The 15,528-nt window shown below is 33.6% G+C and carries 16 protein-coding genes and 1 tRNA gene; 9 read left to right on the top strand and 8 right to left on the bottom strand.

Annotation, left to right across the window (positions count from 1 at the left end; genetic code table 11):
- Nucleotides 1-14 precede the first annotated feature (14 nt).
- The 3 genes from KAOT1_RS17410 to KAOT1_RS17420 are packed head-to-tail and all read left to right on the top strand — an operon-like array spanning nt 15 to nt 3,084.
- Nucleotides 15-1,085: a metal ABC transporter permease gene (locus KAOT1_RS17410; protein WP_007096195.1), complete on the top strand. Its 1,071-nt coding sequence runs from the start codon at nt 15-17 to the stop codon at nt 1,083-1,085.
- Nucleotides 1,078-2,469 carry a metal ABC transporter permease gene (locus KAOT1_RS17415; RefSeq protein ID WP_007096196.1) on the top strand — a complete coding sequence of 464 codons (1,392 nt, stop codon included), beginning with the start codon at nt 1,078-1,080 and terminating at the stop codon, nt 2,467-2,469. Before KAOT1_RS17410 ends, KAOT1_RS17415 begins: the two co-directional genes overlap by 8 nt.
- A gap of 12 nt (nt 2,470-2,481) precedes the next feature.
- Nucleotides 2,482-3,084, top strand: coding sequence for a cysteine peptidase family C39 domain-containing protein (locus KAOT1_RS17420; protein ID WP_007096197.1), 603 nt, complete (start codon nt 2,482-2,484; stop codon nt 3,082-3,084).
- 291 nt (nt 3,085-3,375) lie between these two features.
- Here the strand turns inward: KAOT1_RS17420 and KAOT1_RS17425 are convergent, their stop codons facing one another.
- From KAOT1_RS17425 to KAOT1_RS17435, 3 genes are all read right to left on the bottom strand, one after another.
- Entirely contained in the window at nt 3,376-4,275 is a 900-nt protein-coding gene (locus tag KAOT1_RS17425) for an IS3 family transposase (protein ID WP_007092993.1), read from the bottom strand.
- Between the two features lie 5 nt (nt 4,276-4,280).
- Nucleotides 4,281-4,667: a helix-turn-helix domain-containing protein gene (locus KAOT1_RS23455; protein ID WP_007092873.1), complete on the bottom strand. Its 387-nt coding sequence runs from the start codon at nt 4,665-4,667 to the stop codon at nt 4,281-4,283.
- Nucleotides 4,668-4,758: 91 nt separating this feature from the next.
- Nucleotides 4,759-5,010: a hypothetical protein gene (locus tag KAOT1_RS17435; RefSeq protein ID WP_007096198.1), complete on the bottom strand. Its 252-nt coding sequence runs from the start codon at nt 5,008-5,010 to the stop codon at nt 4,759-4,761.
- A 124-nt stretch (nt 5,011-5,134) separates the two neighbouring features.
- Here KAOT1_RS17435 and KAOT1_RS17440 point away from each other — a divergent pair, with 124 nt between their 5' ends.
- Nucleotides 5,135-5,785, top strand: a complete 651-nt coding sequence (locus KAOT1_RS17440) for an outer membrane beta-barrel protein (protein ID WP_007096199.1) — start codon at nt 5,135-5,137, stop codon at nt 5,783-5,785.
- 168 nt (nt 5,786-5,953) lie between these two features.
- Nucleotides 5,954-6,601, top strand: a complete 648-nt coding sequence (locus KAOT1_RS17445) for an outer membrane beta-barrel protein (protein WP_007096200.1) — start codon at nt 5,954-5,956, stop codon at nt 6,599-6,601.
- Nucleotides 6,602-6,614: 13 nt separating this feature from the next.
- Here KAOT1_RS17445 and KAOT1_RS22425 read toward each other — a convergent pair whose 3' ends face one another.
- From KAOT1_RS22425 to KAOT1_RS17460, 4 genes are all read right to left on the bottom strand, one after another.
- Complete coding sequence (locus tag KAOT1_RS22425; protein WP_007096201.1) at nt 6,615-6,737, bottom strand: FeoB-associated Cys-rich membrane protein; 123 nt, start codon at nt 6,735-6,737, stop codon at nt 6,615-6,617.
- Nucleotides 6,738-6,741: 4 nt separating this feature from the next.
- A complete protein-coding gene (feoB, locus tag KAOT1_RS17450) occupies nt 6,742-8,898 on the bottom strand; it encodes a ferrous iron transport protein B (protein WP_007096202.1) in 2,157 nt (718 codons plus the stop codon).
- Nucleotides 8,899-8,906: 8 nt separating this feature from the next.
- Nucleotides 8,907-9,134, bottom strand: a complete 228-nt coding sequence (locus tag KAOT1_RS17455; protein WP_007096203.1) for a FeoA family protein — start codon at nt 9,132-9,134, stop codon at nt 8,907-8,909.
- Between the two features lie 78 nt (nt 9,135-9,212).
- Nucleotides 9,213-9,881, bottom strand: coding sequence for an SCO family protein (locus tag KAOT1_RS17460; RefSeq protein WP_040560149.1), 669 nt, complete (start codon nt 9,879-9,881; stop codon nt 9,213-9,215).
- A 139-nt stretch (nt 9,882-10,020) separates the two neighbouring features.
- Here KAOT1_RS17460 and KAOT1_RS17465 point away from each other — a divergent pair, with 139 nt between their 5' ends.
- The 4 genes from KAOT1_RS17465 (at nt 10,021) to KAOT1_RS17480 (ending at nt 14,345) form a co-directional block, all read left to right on the top strand.
- On the top strand, nt 10,021-11,775 hold the full coding sequence (locus tag KAOT1_RS17465; protein ID WP_007096205.1) for a M1 family metallopeptidase: 1,755 nt from the start codon (nt 10,021-10,023) through the stop codon (nt 11,773-11,775).
- 120 nt (nt 11,776-11,895) lie between these two features.
- Entirely contained in the window at nt 11,896-13,230 is a 1,335-nt protein-coding gene (gene rseP, locus KAOT1_RS17470; RefSeq protein WP_007096206.1) for an RIP metalloprotease RseP, read from the top strand.
- A 100-nt stretch (nt 13,231-13,330) separates the two neighbouring features.
- Nucleotides 13,331-13,404, top strand: a tRNA-Asn gene (locus KAOT1_RS17475).
- Nucleotides 13,405-13,619: 215 nt separating this feature from the next.
- Entirely contained in the window at nt 13,620-14,345 is a 726-nt protein-coding gene (locus KAOT1_RS17480) for a hypothetical protein (protein ID WP_007096207.1), read from the top strand.
- 170 nt (nt 14,346-14,515) lie between these two features.
- On the opposite strand, the gene KAOT1_RS17485 is transcribed toward KAOT1_RS17480, so the two are convergent.
- Nucleotides 14,516-15,523: a PorP/SprF family type IX secretion system membrane protein gene (locus KAOT1_RS17485; RefSeq protein WP_007096208.1), complete on the bottom strand. Its 1,008-nt coding sequence runs from the start codon at nt 15,521-15,523 to the stop codon at nt 14,516-14,518.
- Nucleotides 15,524-15,528: the final 5 nt, after the last annotated feature.

A 15,528-nucleotide genomic window follows, 5' to 3' on the forward strand; every position in this document is an offset into this window, starting at 1 on the left:
CGCGTACAGTTACATTGGGAACCGCAATTTTAGGTGCTATTTGTGGCATGTTGGGAAGTTTTGCCGTATTGCGAAAACAAAGTTTATTGGGCGATGCCATTTCGCATGCAGCATTACCAGGAATTGCAATTGCCTTTTTAATTACAGGTGTAAAAGACAGTAATTTGTTGTTGCTTGGTGCATTAATAAGTGGATTGATTGGAACATTTTGGATTCGTGGAATTACACAAAAAACACACTTAAAATCAGATACAGCTTTAGGATTGACACTTTCTTTATTCTTCGGATTTGGAATGTTGCTCTTAACTTTTATTCAAAAACAACCAAATGCCAGTCAAGCTGGATTGGACACCTATTTATTTGGACAAGCCGCAACATTACTAGAAAAAGACGTTTGGCTAATTGCTATCGTAGCAGGAATTGCATTGCTGATTGTTTTTGTGTTTTGGAAAGAATTTAAAATCTTGCTATTCGATCCTGAGTATACCAAAACACTTGGTTTCAATACACGATTTATAGACATCCTGATTACAACTTTTATAGTAATTACCATTGTTTTAGGATTGCAAACCGTTGGTGTCATTTTGATGAGTGCTATGTTGCTCGCGCCAGCTGCCGCCGCACGACAATGGACAAATAGTTTGGGAATTATGGTACTGTTGGCAGCAATATTCGGAGCATTTTCTGGTGTTGTGGGCACAGGAATTAGTACGATTGAAGGAAACCTTTCTACAGGTCCAGTAATTGTATTGGTCGCGGCAAGTATTGTATTGTTTTCGTTTATCTTTTCGCCAAACAGAGGATTGTTATTTAGAGAGATTCGTTTTCGAAAAAATAGAAATAACATCAAAATGCAAAAAACGTTGGCATTTATGTACGGAATTGCTAAAACGCACGAAAATATTTCGCATCCGCACGCGATAAAGATTTTAAATGGATTTCAAGGATTCTCGAAAAAATCACTGCAGGAATTGGTCGATTTAAATTATGTAAAAATCTCTGGTCAACAATGGTCCATGACACAAGAAGGTTTCAATACCGCTGCAAATTTATACGATCAACAAATTACAAATCTACATGAATAGCGCGCAAATTATCATACAAATTATTGTGGCGCTCGTGGCAGTTGCTTGTGCGATTCCAGGAACTTTTTTGGTGTTGCGCAAAATGTCGTTGATTAGTGACGCCATTAGTCATTCCATTTTATTAGGAATTGTAATTGGTTTCTTTATTGTGGAAGATACTGCTTCGCCATTACTGATTGTGTTGGCAGCCTTGGCGGGAATTGTCACGGTTATTTTGGTCGAATACATTCAAAAAACGGGTTTGGTCAAAGAAGATACTGCTATCGGTTTGGTGTTTCCTGCGTTGTTTAGTATTGGAGTCATTTTGATTTCTAAAAATGCCAATGATGTACATTTAGACATTGATTCTGTGATGGTTGGTGATTTGAGTTTAGCACCGTTTGATATATTGCAAATTGGTTGTATAGAAGGTGTTACAGATTCGTGTATCAACCTTGGTCCAAAAGCTATTTGGGTAATTGGAACAATATTAGTAATTACATTGATTTTACTTTTTATGTTTTTTAAAGAGTTAAAAGTCAGCACGTTTGATGCTGGTTTGGCAGCCGCTTTAGGATTTTCACCACTAATTATGCACTATGGATTAATGACGGTTTCATCCATCACCATTGTCGGTGCATTTGATGCTGTTGGTCCTATATTAGTCGTTGCCTTGATGATTGCGCCAGCGGCAACCGCGTATTTGTTTACCAAAGATTTAAAGAAAATGCTATTGCTTTCTTGCTTTTTTGGTGTGTTTGCGGCAATTTCAGGATATTGGCTGGCACATATTTTAGATGCTTCCATTTCGGGTTCAATGACAACGGTTTTAGCAATTCTGTTTTTGTTGGTATATGAACCAATTATTACTTCTATTTTAGTGAGTTTGACAGTTGGTACAAGCACCATTTTTTATCAATATTACGAATTGTTAGTAGCAAATGAAACTGGCATTGAACACATGCTTTTGGGAGAAAAGATACAAACAGTTTTTGCTGAATTTGTCTTTTTAGATTATGTATACATTTTAATAATTGCTACAGTTCTTACTGCATTTCTCATCTATATTTTGCCAAAAAGAGGTGTGATTTACGGATATTATAAGGTGCGACAACAGAAAACCGAAATTATGTTGTTGGTGTTTTTGTTACACATCAGAAACCATTCAGAGGAAAGTGAACGCCATGTAAAACACTTGAACGAACATATTAATTGGCAACGATTGCGGTCGAAATCGATTGTAGAATTGGCACAAAAAAATAACATGATTACAATTGATAGTAGTATTATTTCTTTAACCAAAAAAGGAGAAGAATTTACCGAGAAAGCCATCGATTACATCATTACAAATAAAGACACAGAAATAGAAGAAATGAAAGATGATTTTTTCTTATTTAGAGGTTAGATAATTACAAGTATGAAATATTTAATTAGTTTCTTTTGTTTAGCACTTTTATTTGCTGCTTGCGAAAGATTTGAAAAACCAGCAAAGCCGTTTCCGTTATATTTTCAAAAAACTCCTAGCGAATGTGGTCCAGCGTGTTTAAAAATGGTAAGTGATCATTATGGTGGCGATTATACTTTTGAAACCTTGGCACTTATTTCACAAATGAAACGATATGAAGGAACTTCGATGGGACAAATTTCAGAAGCTGCTAGTATGTTAGGATTGTACAATTTAGCCGTAAAAATAGATTATCAAACCTTACTTGAGGAAGTTCCGTATCCTGCGATGCTGCATTGGGATGGACATCATTTTTTGGTCGTTTATAAAATGGACAAAGATTCTGTTTGGCTTGCTGATCCTGCTAGAGGATATGTGTCGTATACAAAGGAAGAATTTTTACCGCATTGGCTAGCAAAAGATACGCTAAATCCATTACAGGAAGGTTATGCGTTACTTTTTGAACCTACAGATTCTTTTTTTGATCCGAGAACTAAAATTAAGGTACAAATTCAAAGTAGAATTGAAAAGAAAAAGAAAGACGCGTTAATTCTTCAAGAAGAAGAAGATAATTGATACGTGTAAAAAACGTAGATTCTTTCAAATGATGCTTAAAACAGCTAACAAATGTTAGTTGCTTGAAATTCAGTCATTTGTATTTTTTTAAAATTACCGTTTAACGAAGAATTAAGTACATTTATCGATTCATCGAGTGTGTTTATCTAATTAAAAATCAAAAACAAGTCAAAGTATGTACTTTAGCATTGAGTAATTTTAGAAATCATTATAGTTGTTTCTTAAAAACATAGATAACAATTATTTGACCCGTCCTAAAAAACCGTTACAGTTATTTAGGATTAAAAATAGTTAAAACACAGATAAGACAGCTGTCTTATCTGTGTTTTTTCTTTTATAGGTTTTTATGTTGACTTTATTTTGTTTGTGCATCTGTTCTGGAGTTAGCATTTGACATGATAAATGCGGTCTTTTGGTATTATAAACTTTAATACTCTGTTGTACTATTTTCTTCATTAGTTTGATGTCTATTTTAGAGGTGCCCATTAAAAACTCTTGTTTCAAGATTCCGTTGATTCGCTCTGCTACTGCATTTTGATATGGATCATAGGATTCTGTCATACTACATTTAATATGACTCTTAGTTAATATTCTTTGATATTGATTACTACAATATTGTAAACCTCTATCAGAATGATGTATTAGCCTTTCCTTGGGATATTTTCTGTTTTTAACAGCTTGCTTTAATGCTTTTATAGAACTATCTACTGCTAAGGTATTGGATAGATAATACCCAACGATCATCTTAGAATATGCATCTGTAATAAGCGATAAATACATGGGATTAGCTCGATTACCTACATAGGTAATATCTGCTACCCAAACTTGTTCTGGTCTGTTTACATCTAAATTCTCTATTACATTGTTATGTTTTCTAAACCGATGATGAGAGTTAGTAGTGATATGATAGCTCCGCTTGGGTTTAATCAACATATGATTTGCCTTTAAAATAGCAAATAAACGATCTCTGCCGACACCTAAACTACGTAAAGACTCTTGTAGAATATGATATAACTTCCTTGTGCCAATGCGTGGTTGCTCTATTCTAACAGATTGAACCAGCTCTATCACATCACTAGCAATACACTGTCGTTTCTCTTTTGAACGTATCGCTCGGTAATATACTTGCCTGCTTACCCCAAGTAACTCACAAGTAGATGAGATACTTTCTCTGTAATGTATTCTAAACATATCGATTACTTGGGTTTGGAGTTTTTTCTGATAGGAATATTAAACTCTTTTTCTGCTAAATCAATCATCATATCAAACAAAATAGCTTTCTTGTCAGCACGCTCCGCCAGATGTTCTGCACGAGCCTTCTGCTTTTCTAACAGTTTGATTTTTTCTTCTAATTCTAAAATCTTTTGTTCTGGAGTCTTTGTCATAGAAAGTGGAGTTTGATTATGCCAATCAAAGTTACCATATTTTTTTAACCAAGTTCTGATGGTAGATCCAGATTGTATACCATACTTTGATAAGACTTGTGAGCGTGTCAGTTTGCCCTGTTCAATCTCTTGAACTACTTGGAGTTTAAAAGATAATGAATAATCTTTTTGAGTACGTTTTACATAATTTGTTTTCATTACGCTTAAAATTTAGTGTAACGCTATTTCAGGACGAGACAATTTGTTAGAAAAAAGAGAGCGAGGCTTAACGTTCTCTTTTTTTTATGCTTTATTTTTCTTTCTGGAGTAAAAATTTTATCAGTAATGATAAGATAATAAACAGCGCAACTTCTCCAACTAAAAGTAATAACCCTACATTGAAGGCTATTTTTTGCACCAAAATAAATAGAAGTAATGCTAAAAAATATAACAATCCGCCGCTAAGGCTAGACATAAATCGTTCGGGATTGTCTTTATAATCGAAATAATACCCGATGCCAATAAGTAGAATAGGCGAAAAAAAGAGCAGTGGTAATGACATATTATAAATGTAAGACTATTTTTTAAATGTAGGTGCAATCAATAAAAATATGTTAAACATACTGTTATTCTGTATTTGCTATAATATTTTTGGTGTTGTATAAATTAACATTAAAAAAATCACAATGAAAAAAATTACATTTTTTGCATGTCTTTTGGCATTTGCTTTTGTAAACGCTCAGGATGGAGATAAAAACAGTTCGGATAAATTAACGTTTGCAAAAGGATCGCAATTCATTAATTTGAATTTGTCGGTAAATACAAGTACTTCAGATTTTGAAGGAACAACACAAACGCAGGAAGCTAAAAACTTTGGTTTTAATATAAATCCTTCATACAGTTATGCCATAAGCGACAATTTTTTCTTAGGCTTAGGTTTGGGATATGGTCATAACAAAAGAGAAAATGAAATAAACGGCGCAGCTGATAATGAAGCGACCACTAACTCATTTCAAATATTTCCATATGTACGTTATTACAAAGGAATTGGAAAGAAATTAGCTTTTTTCGTTCAGGGAGAAACGCGTTATACAAATTCTAAAAATGAAGTAAATAATCAAGATGCTAGAGAGACAAATACTTTGTTTTTTGGTGTGCGTCCAGGATTTGTATTTATGCTTAATAAAAACTTAGGGTTGGAAACTTCTATCGGAGCTTTAGGTTACACCACAAGTAACACAGACGACTTAGCAAATAATTCTGAAATTGATACCAACAGTTTCAATTTTTCTTTAAATTCATCAAACTTACTTTTTGGGTTGAGTTACTATTTCTAGAAAGAATTAAAAAAACATATTTAGCAAAACCGCAATTGTCTTAAAAGATAGTTGCGGTTTTTTTACGTTAAACTTTATTAAAAAAGTTTAAAAAGCTGTTAAACACACAATCAGATTGCTTTTGCTATAGTATTTTGGTAGCAACATTAAACATTAATACCAATTATTATGAAAAAAATTACACTATTTGTGTGTCTGTTAATTATTGCCTTTGTAAATGCACAAGATAACCAAAACCAAACGGACAAACTTACCTTTGAAAAAGGAACGCAGTTTGTAAATCTAAATCTATCGCTACGTTCAGATGCCTCAGATTTTCAAGGCACAACACAAGCGCAAGAGTCAAAAAACTTCGGTTTTAGTATAAATTCTTCGTATGCATACGCCATTAACAACAACTTATTTCTTGGCTTAGGTGTAGGATATTCTAAAAACACAAATGAATATACTGTTGGTGGTGTTTTGGAGAGTGAATCTTCAGGAGAATCATACCAAATATTTCCGTACGTACGTTACTATAAAGGAATTGGCGAAAAGTTAGCACTATACATTCAGGGAGAAGTACGCTATTCACATTTTGAAAATGAATTCAATGCTTTAAATGATAATACGTCAAATAATTTTTTCTTCGGAGTTCGTCCAGGAATTACATACATGCTCCATAAAAACTTGGCATTAGAGACTTCTATTGGCGCCTTAGGATATACAACATCAAAAATAGAAAGTAATCAATCGAATGCAGAAACTAGACGAAATGCATTTGATTTATCATTAAATACTTCAAATGTCTTCTTTGGATTGAATTATTATTTTTAAAAACAATTTGCAATTAATGACAACCGCAATCGTCTTTACCACAAGCTTTTGCGGTTTTCTTTTTCCAGAAAAATTTCTTTACGATAAAAGCAATTGCAATTAAAAATGTGATGCCAACTAAAATTTCCTGAATCATACGTTTATTTTAAAAATTGATAGGCAATGAATCCTGCGACATACGCAATAATGGTCATTCCGAACAATTGAACCATTGGCCATTTCCAACCATTAGTTTCACGTTTTACAATAGCGAGCGTGCTCATACATTGCATGGCAAACGCATAAAACAATAGAAGCGATATACCTGTAGCAAAAGTAAATACCTTTTTGCCTGAACTTGCATGCACTTCCGATTCCATTTTGGCTTTAATAGTGTTTCCTTCTTCATCATCACCTTCGCTTCCAACACTGTAAATAGTTGCCAACGTTCCAATAAATACTTCACGTGCAGCAAACGAACTTACTAAGGCAATTCCTATTTTCCAGTCGTAACCTAATGGTTTTATGACAGGTTCAATCGTTTTTCCGATGACACCAAGTATAGAGTTTTCCAATCGCAAAGCGGCAATTTCATCTTCAATCACAGCAGCTCTAAATTCGGGTGTTTTTTCAGCTATAGCTGAATTGATCTCTTGTGGTGTTATGGTTTTTCCAGTTTCTTCAGCTTCTTCTTTTAGGCTTTCTTTATAGCGGAACATTTTATTTTGTAAGGAAACTTCTTGAATTTCATTAAAACCATTCTGCTCAACCGTTTCTGTGATGATATCTTCAGCGTTTTCAAACTTTTCATTCACACCAACTGACGCCAAAACCCATAAAATAATGGAGATTGCTAAGATAATTTTTCCAGCTTCAAACACAAATGCTTTCGTTTTCTCAATTACTGTAAATGCTACATTTTTAAACAATGGCACTTTGTATTTTGGCAATTCTACCACAAAATAGGATTTGCTTTCAATCTTTAAAGTTTTGTGCAAAATATAAGCGGAAAGTAAAGCAACAGCAAATCCGATGATGTATAGTAACATCAATGTGATTCCTTGCCAATTAAAAAACCAAAATACACGTTCACTCGGAATAATGAGCGCAATAAGAATGGCATACACAGGCAATCGTGCAGAGCACGTAATAAATGGTGTGACTAAAATTGTGATGAGACGTTCTTTCCAACTTTCAATATTACGAGTTGCCATAATTGCTGGAATAGAACAGGCAGCACCCGAAATTAACGGAACGACGCTTTTTCCACTTAAGCCAAATCGTCGCATAATTTTATCCATTAAAAAGACCACACGACTCATATAACCACTTTCTTCCAAAATGGAGATAAAGAGGAATAAAAAGGCAATTTGTGGAATAAAAATGACAATTCCGCCCAAACCAGCAATGATTCCTTCGGCAAGTAAATCGGTAAACATTCCTGCAGGTAGTACGTCTTTTGTCCAATCTGCCAACGAGCCAAAAATTTCGTCGATAAAGTCCATCGGTACAGAACTCCATTCAAAAATCACTTGAAAAATAAGTAGTAATAATGCGCCAAAAATGGCATATCCGAAGATTTTATGTGTAAAAATTCGATCGAGTTTGGTTTGTAAATCAGAAGCCTTTTCCTTGTCAACACGATACGATTTTTTGAGTGTATCATTGATAAATTGATAACGAATAATAGTTTCGCGATGTTGTACTTTTTTAAGTTCTAATTTTGAAAGTGTACTGATTAACTCAGTGTTAGTAATGGAGTTTTGTTCAATTTTTTCTGCAGCAATACAACGTTCGGTAGAAAGTGAATTGTATGAAAGAATCGCTTCTTTAACTTCGTCAATTCCAGTTTGTAATTTGGAACTGATGATGACAATTTTTGTATTTAAATCGGCTTCTAATTGCGGAATATCAATGGAAATTCCTTTTGCTTTCATCCGATCAGCCATATTAATAACTAACAATGTCGGAATCTCTAAGTCTTTCACTTGCGTGAAAATAAGTAAGTTTCGTTTCAATTGTTCTACATCGGCAACAACCACAGCTACATCTGGAGAAAACTCATTGGTTTCATCGTTTAAAATATCGATAGCAATCTTTTCATCAGCAGAAGAAGCATTCAAACTGTACGTGCCAGGTAAATCTAAAATAGTGGCTTTGTGCGTTTTGGAAAGTTTGCAAGTTCCTGTTTTTTTATCAACCGTAATTCCAGGATAGTTTCCTACTTTTTGGTTCAATCCTGTCAAATGGTTAAACAGTGATGTTTTTCCTGTGTTTGGGTTTCCTATTAAGGCTACTTTTATTGTTGAATCACTCATAAATAGGATTAAAGTACTTTTTCGATTAAAATTTCTGCGGCAGTATTTTTTCTAATTGCGATATTGCTGCCATTAATCATCAAAAATAAAGGTCCGTTAAATAAGGTAGTTTGTATGAGTTCAACTTCATTTCCTGGCAAACAACCCATTTCTATGAGTTTTAGCGGAATTGTATCTACGGGAAAGTCAAGGATAACGGCTTTTTCTCCCTTTTGTAAATCGGCAACAGTTAGCATTCCTTTATTTAGATTAATTTTAAAGAAGCAAAAATAAGCTAAAAAGTTTAGTTAGAAAATTTCCGCGTAGAAAAACCGTTATTCGTAGGATGCTTTTAACGTTTCAATGTCCTCAAGTAGCTTTTTGATGTCTTCTTCGTTTGTTCCGTCATAAAAACCACGAATGCGACGTTCTTTATCAATCAGCATAAAATTTTCGGTGTGCACCATTCCGTAATCGTGATTTCCTTGCGATTTTACGGCCAAATATGATTTACGTGCTAAGTCGTAAATTTGTTTCTTATCGCCCGTAACCAAATTCCATTTTGAATCAATCACACCTTTTTCAATCGCATAACGTTTTAATTGTGCAACAGTGTCAATTTCGGGAGTTACCGAATGTGATAATAGCATAATATCGTCGTTGTCAAGAATTTCCTTTTGGATGGCTGCCATGTTTTTTGTCATAATCGGGCAAATGGTTTGACAGGTTGTAAAAAAGAAATCTGCAACATAAATTTTGCCTGCATAGTCTTGCTGCGTCACGGTTTTGCCATTTTGGTTCACTAAAGAAAAATCATTTATTTTATGATATTTGGTTACATGTTGTATGGAATTGTCAACTAATTCGACATTTACATTGGCAGGTTGATATATAGGAAGCACATTTTCCTTCTTTAAGGCAAAGTAGAAAGCTGTGACAATAATCGTAGACAAACAAGTCATTACGATTGCGAAAAGTCTGTATTTTTTGAAGAATTCAAGCATTTGATGTCGTTTAACGGATATTTTTACTGTTCGTCGACTTATTTCGTTACTTTCGTCGAAAAAACCGTGTGCAAATTTACGATTTTTATTTATCACAGTGAAAATTTCTTATATTGTCTGTCCCAAATCTAACTTAACTATGAAGAATACCATATTAGCCATTGGTTTCTTGTGGACATGTATCGCTTTTAGCCAAGCAGATCAGGAATTGATCGACGTGGTTGAAGGAGAACAATATAGAGCCCAACAACTACAAGATTTTCAAACAAATGAAAATACAGCCTCATACGATTTATTGTATCACAAGTTAGAATTAGCGGTTGATCCTGCCAAACATTATATAAAAGGAGAAGTTACTACAGAATTTCGTGCTTTAGAAAATACAGATACTATTACATTTGATTTATCAGATAGTTTAGAAGTAGCTTCTGTAACTACTGAAGAAGAAAATTTAAGTTTTACACATATCAATAACGAACTTACCATCACTTTTACAAAAGGGATTTGTGAAGACGCTACACAAACTGTAAAAATTGCTTACGAAGGAACTCCTAATAAAAATGCAAGTGGAGAAGGATTTGTAACCACAACACACAACAATACGCCATCTTTATACACATTATCAGAACCTTATGGTTCGAGAGATTGGTGGCCTTGCAAACAAGATTTAAACGATAAAATAGACCAAATTGACGTCATCATCACTGCTCCTGCAGCTTACAAAGCTGTTTCCAATGGAATGGTAATATCAGAAACTAAAGATGGGGCATTGATGACGACTCATTGGCAACATAATTACCCAATTCCATCATATCTGATTGGAATTGCAGTGACAGATTACGAAGTTTTTTCTCAAACGGTAGAACGTAACGGACATAGTTTTGATATCGTAAATTATGTATATCCTGAATCAAAAGACAAAGCCGAAGAATACACGAAAGTTACGGTAGAGATCATGAATTTATTTCAAGATTTATTTGGAGAATATCCTTATAAAGATGAAAAATATGGTCATGCAGAGTTTGAATATGGTGGCGGAATGGAGCATACTACAATTTCGTTTATGGGGAACTTTAGCAGATCCTTAATTGCACACGAGTTAGCACACCAATGGTTTGGAAACAAAGTAACTTGTGGTTCTTGGAACGATATCTGGTTAAATGAAGGATTTGCAACGTATTTATCAGGATTGGTTGAAAATCACTTTGATGGTGAGCAAGATTTCATCAATTGGAAACGCGGAAAAATTGCAGATATTACTACTTCTCGAAATGGTTCTGTATATGTAACTGATGATAAATTAGATAATGTAGGACGTATTTTTAGTTCACGCTTAAGCTATAATAAAGCTGCTATGGTAATTCATATGTTGCGTCAAAAATTGGGAGATGCCGTATTCTTTCAAGGAATTAAAAACTATTTGAATGATGAAGAATTAGCGTATGGATATGCAAATACAGATCAATTGAAAGCACATTTGGAAAAAGCGAGCTGTCAAAATTTAGAAGAATTCTTTAACGATTGGATTTATGGAGAAGGCTATCCTTCATATGATGTTGCTTGGTTTCAAGGTGAACAGAATGAATTGAATATTAAAATCGATCAATCACAGTCTAACAGAAAAGTTGACTTTTTTGAGATGAATGTATCATTTTTAGTTATGGGAGCGCAAGGAGAAGAAAAATACATCACGATAGATCACACAACTAACGGACAAGAATTTGCAATCGCTGTTGATTTTGAAATTTCAGATATCATCTTTGATCCAAAATTTGATATGATCTCTAAAAACAATACTATTGGAATTGATATTGAAGCTGTCGCTGAATTGGAAATTAAGCCTTCTATTGAAAATACAGTGAACAAGACAACCTTTATCGACGCTAAAAAATAATACAATCACACCTAGTTTCTGAGTAAATATGCTAAAATCTAATTTTTAGCACACCGCTATTTTTTTTAAGTAATCATAAAAGCTTACTTTTGTGCGTTCTATAAACATTTTACAGTATAAATGGGATTATTTATTCAGATTACAACGTTTGTCCTTATCATATCTATTTTAGTGATTCTTCACGAATTAGGACATTTTATACCAGCCAAACTTTTTAAAACGAAAGTTGAAAAATTCTACTTATTTTTTGACCCGTGGTTTTCTATTGTAAAAAAGAAAATTGGAGATACTGTGTATGGTATTGGATGGCTTCCGCTTGGTGGATACGTGAAAATTGCAGGAATGATTGATGAAAGCATGGATAAAGAGCAAATGGAAAAACCACCGCAACCATGGGAATTTCGTTCAAAACCAGCTTGGCAACGCTTAATCATTATGTTAGGTGGAGTTATTGTTAACTTCCTGTTGGCTTGGGTAATTTACATATCAATGTTTATGTATTATGGAGAAACATACATTCCTGTAGATCAAATCAAAGACGGTTTGTATGTAGATGAAATAAGTGAGCAAATCGGATTACGTACGGGTGATAAAATCCTAAAGATTGATGGAAACAAAGTTGAAAAACTAGATAAGTATTTAACCATTGATATATTATTAGGAGACGAAGCAACTGTATTACGAAATGGAAAAGAAGAAACAGTTACCTTAAGTGATGAAGGAAAAAAAGCAGCCTTAGATAGTAAAGGAAGAAACTTCGTGACGCCAAGATATAGATCTTTGGTAATTGGTAAAGTCGTCGATACATTAAACGCAAAACAATCAGGAATAAAAGTAGGAGATGAGCTTGTTTCCATAAACAATAATAAACTTGTATTTTGGGATGAATTTGTAGAATCATTAGATAAAAACAAAGGAAATTCTGTCGATTTAGTGGTTAAAAGAGATGGACAGTTGGTCAATTTAAACGCAAAATTAGACACTAAAGAGCCTTTTGGAGTTTTTAACAATAGACAACTTGCTTTAAAAGACTTATTCGTTACAAGAGAATATGGGTTTTTAGAAGCAGTACCAAGAGGTTTTGAAGAAACGATTAATGTATTGGTGCGTCAGGTAAAACAATTTAAACTAATCTTTAATCCTGTTATTCAAGGATACAAAAAAGTAAAAGGTCCAATCGGTATTGTAGAAATGATGTCGCCTGTATGGGATTGGCAGTTTTTCTGGGGATTCATGGCAATGTTTTCTGTCTGGTTAGCCTTCTTGAACATCTTACCAATTCCAGCTTTAGATGGTGGACACGTTATGTTTTTGTTATATGAAATTATTGTTGGAAAAGCGCCATCTCAAAAAGTAATGGAAATTGGTCAAATCATTGGTTTTGTTATCATTATGAGTTTAATGGTCGTAATCTTTGGAAATGATATTTGGAACTTAATCAAAGGTGGATCTTAATAAGAGAATCTACAGAACAAAAAAGTTTTTAAAATTTTAAAAAAATGTTTGTTCGAAATAAAAAATAGCATATATTTGCAACCGCAAAAAGCAATAACACTCCTCCTTAGCTCAGTTGGTTAGAGCATTTGACTGTTAATCAAAGGGTCCTTGGTTCGAGCCCAAGAGGGGGAGCAAAGCTTTCAAAAGCCATCCATTAGGGTGGCTTTTTTTATGGATGTGTTTTTCAAATCATAACTTCTTTAAAGATTTTAAAAGTATTTACTGTCAATAAATTACTACTTATTTGGAATAGTTTTTGATGCTTGTTAAAGTGTTTCACACATCATTATAACCTGAAACACAAATACAATAAGTCAAACAAATCATTAACACAAACACCGAACATTATGAAGTTACCATTTAAAATTTTATCCTTAAGCATTGTAGTAATACTATTCACCACAGAAATCAATGCACAAGGAATCGATTTCTCAGAACAACGAAATATTTATCCTTTTCTATATAACAATACCGTAGATGAATTATCACATACAGGAGATGAAAAACAGCAAACATTTGAAAAAGCAGTAGCCGAAGCAAGTGGTTCTTCTTATTACGATGAAGAATTTAGAAAAGCGACCATTTCAGGCTCAGATTATATATTTAATGTACGATACAACGCTTTTTTAGACGAAATGGAAATCACGCATGAAAACGAAATTGTATACTTAAACAAAAAATACGACAATCGTTTAATCACACTTGCTGAAACAAATATGACTTACAAAGTGTTGAGAGAACAAGATGAAAACAAAAAGATAACATCTGGATATTTTATCGCTTTACAAACAAACGAATCTGTGGCTTTATACCGAAAAGATCGTAAGAAATATGTACGTTCTACAAGACCTTTATCAAAAGAAAAAGCAAAATTTCAAAACGCACGAAGATATTTCTATGTTGAAATCAACAATTCTGGAATGGCGATAAAATTACCAAACAACAAAAAAGAATTGGCAGCATTATTTCCAGACAAAGAAGCAGAAATACTGACATTTATAAAACAAGAAAGATTAAAACTTCGCAAAGAAGAAGATTTGAAAATGTTGGTAACGTATATCAACAGTATCTAAAATATTTCATCATACGATTTTCAAAAAGTCATCTCAGTAGATGGCTTTTTTTTATAGTGAATTTTATAACTTATTGCACCATACTTTCACAAAAAGTGATTATATATCAACAGAAACTACAGTACTTTTAAAGCATCAATCAAAAAACAAACGTTAAAAAAGATTTGGTATTAATCCTGATAATCAGGGCATCCATAGCATCTTTTGGCTTCTGAATCAAATTGGTAGGTTAACGAAAGTTCATAAACGCCACCAGTTCGTCCAATTTGAGAAGTATTAAAATCGTAGGAAACTCCAAATCGGAAATTGGTATATTGCAAACCTGTAAAGGCATTTACCGAAGTTAACAAATGACTATTTCCGCTATTTTTTCCAGGATTTGTCACTAAGGTTGATCCTACAAAAAAACGACCTACTGAAAGTGAAGTTCCCAAATCAAATCGGTTAAAACGTCCTTGATGCATATAATTTCCTGTTAGCAATAGTCGTGTTTCAAAAGTTAAAAAACTGATATCTATAAAATCAGTAACCAAAAACTCATATCCTGCACTCACGGAGAAAAAAGTTTCTAGAGGCGCATTTCCATCTACGGTAAGTGAAATATTTGGACGGTTTAAATGTTTTGCAGAAACACCAATCCACGCATTTTCATTATTAAACAATAGTCCCGCAGAAATATCCCAAAAACCAATTGGCTGTTCATTATTAAAAAAGATGGCGTCAATTGATGTGGGACTAATCGTATTCGTTTGAATATTGATTTGATCTTCCAGTAATAAACCTTGAAATCCTATATTTTTCCAACCACGACCAACTTCTAGTCCAGGTCTAAAATACCAATCGTCTCCAAGTTGTACTTGATATGCATAATTAAAATTTATTTGCGAAAACGTATATCCACTTTGAGTTTCGCGTTGATTCAAAAAACTAACACCAACGCCACTATTAGCTTCTGGAAACCAAGTGCTGGCAAATCCATAACTCGTATCAACTCGAAAACCTAAAGCAGGCCATTGAGTTCTGTGTATGATTCCGATATGTGTCGTTTCTAAAAATCCAGCAAAACCAGGATTTAAGGTTTGTGGCACCAAAAAGTATTGTGTAAATATTGGATCTTGTGCTTTTATTTGAGGAACAAAGCATAAACCAATAATGAAAAGGCATATTTTTAATTTCATACTGT

This window comes from Kordia algicida OT-1 (assembly GCF_000154725.1).
GTDB classification, from domain to species: domain Bacteria; phylum Bacteroidota; class Bacteroidia; order Flavobacteriales; family Flavobacteriaceae; genus Kordia; species Kordia algicida.

Coding starts and splice junctions, on each gene's coding strand:
- KAOT1_RS17415 (WP_007096196.1), top strand. CDS start 1,078: ATGAATAGCGCGCAAATTATCATACAAATTATTGTGGCGCTCGTGGCA.
- KAOT1_RS17420 (WP_007096197.1), top strand. CDS start 2,482: ATGAAATATTTAATTAGTTTCTTTTGTTTAGCACTTTTATTTGCTGCT.
- KAOT1_RS17425 (WP_007092993.1), bottom strand. CDS start 4,275: ATGTTTAGAATACATTACAGAGAAAGTATCTCATCTACTTGTGAGTTA.
- KAOT1_RS23455 (WP_007092873.1), bottom strand. CDS start 4,667: ATGAAAACAAATTATGTAAAACGTACTCAAAAAGATTATTCATTATCT.
- KAOT1_RS17435 (WP_007096198.1), bottom strand. CDS start 5,010: ATGTCATTACCACTGCTCTTTTTTTCGCCTATTCTACTTATTGGCATC.
- KAOT1_RS17440 (WP_007096199.1), top strand. CDS start 5,135: ATGAAAAAAATTACATTTTTTGCATGTCTTTTGGCATTTGCTTTTGTA.
- KAOT1_RS17445 (WP_007096200.1), top strand. CDS start 5,954: ATGAAAAAAATTACACTATTTGTGTGTCTGTTAATTATTGCCTTTGTA.
- KAOT1_RS22425 (WP_007096201.1), bottom strand. CDS start 6,737: ATGATTCAGGAAATTTTAGTTGGCATCACATTTTTAATTGCAATTGCT.
- feoB (WP_007096202.1), bottom strand. CDS start 8,898: ATGAGTGATTCAACAATAAAAGTAGCCTTAATAGGAAACCCAAACACA.
- KAOT1_RS17455 (WP_007096203.1), bottom strand. CDS start 9,134: ATGCTAACTGTTGCCGATTTACAAAAGGGAGAAAAAGCCGTTATCCTT.
- KAOT1_RS17460 (WP_040560149.1), bottom strand. CDS start 9,881: ATGCTTGAATTCTTCAAAAAATACAGACTTTTCGCAATCGTAATGACT.
- KAOT1_RS17465 (WP_007096205.1), top strand. CDS start 10,021: ATGAAGAATACCATATTAGCCATTGGTTTCTTGTGGACATGTATCGCT.
- rseP (WP_007096206.1), top strand. CDS start 11,896: ATGGGATTATTTATTCAGATTACAACGTTTGTCCTTATCATATCTATT.
- KAOT1_RS17480 (WP_007096207.1), top strand. CDS start 13,620: ATGAAGTTACCATTTAAAATTTTATCCTTAAGCATTGTAGTAATACTA.
- KAOT1_RS17485 (WP_007096208.1), bottom strand. CDS start 15,523: ATGAAATTAAAAATATGCCTTTTCATTATTGGTTTATGCTTTGTTCCT.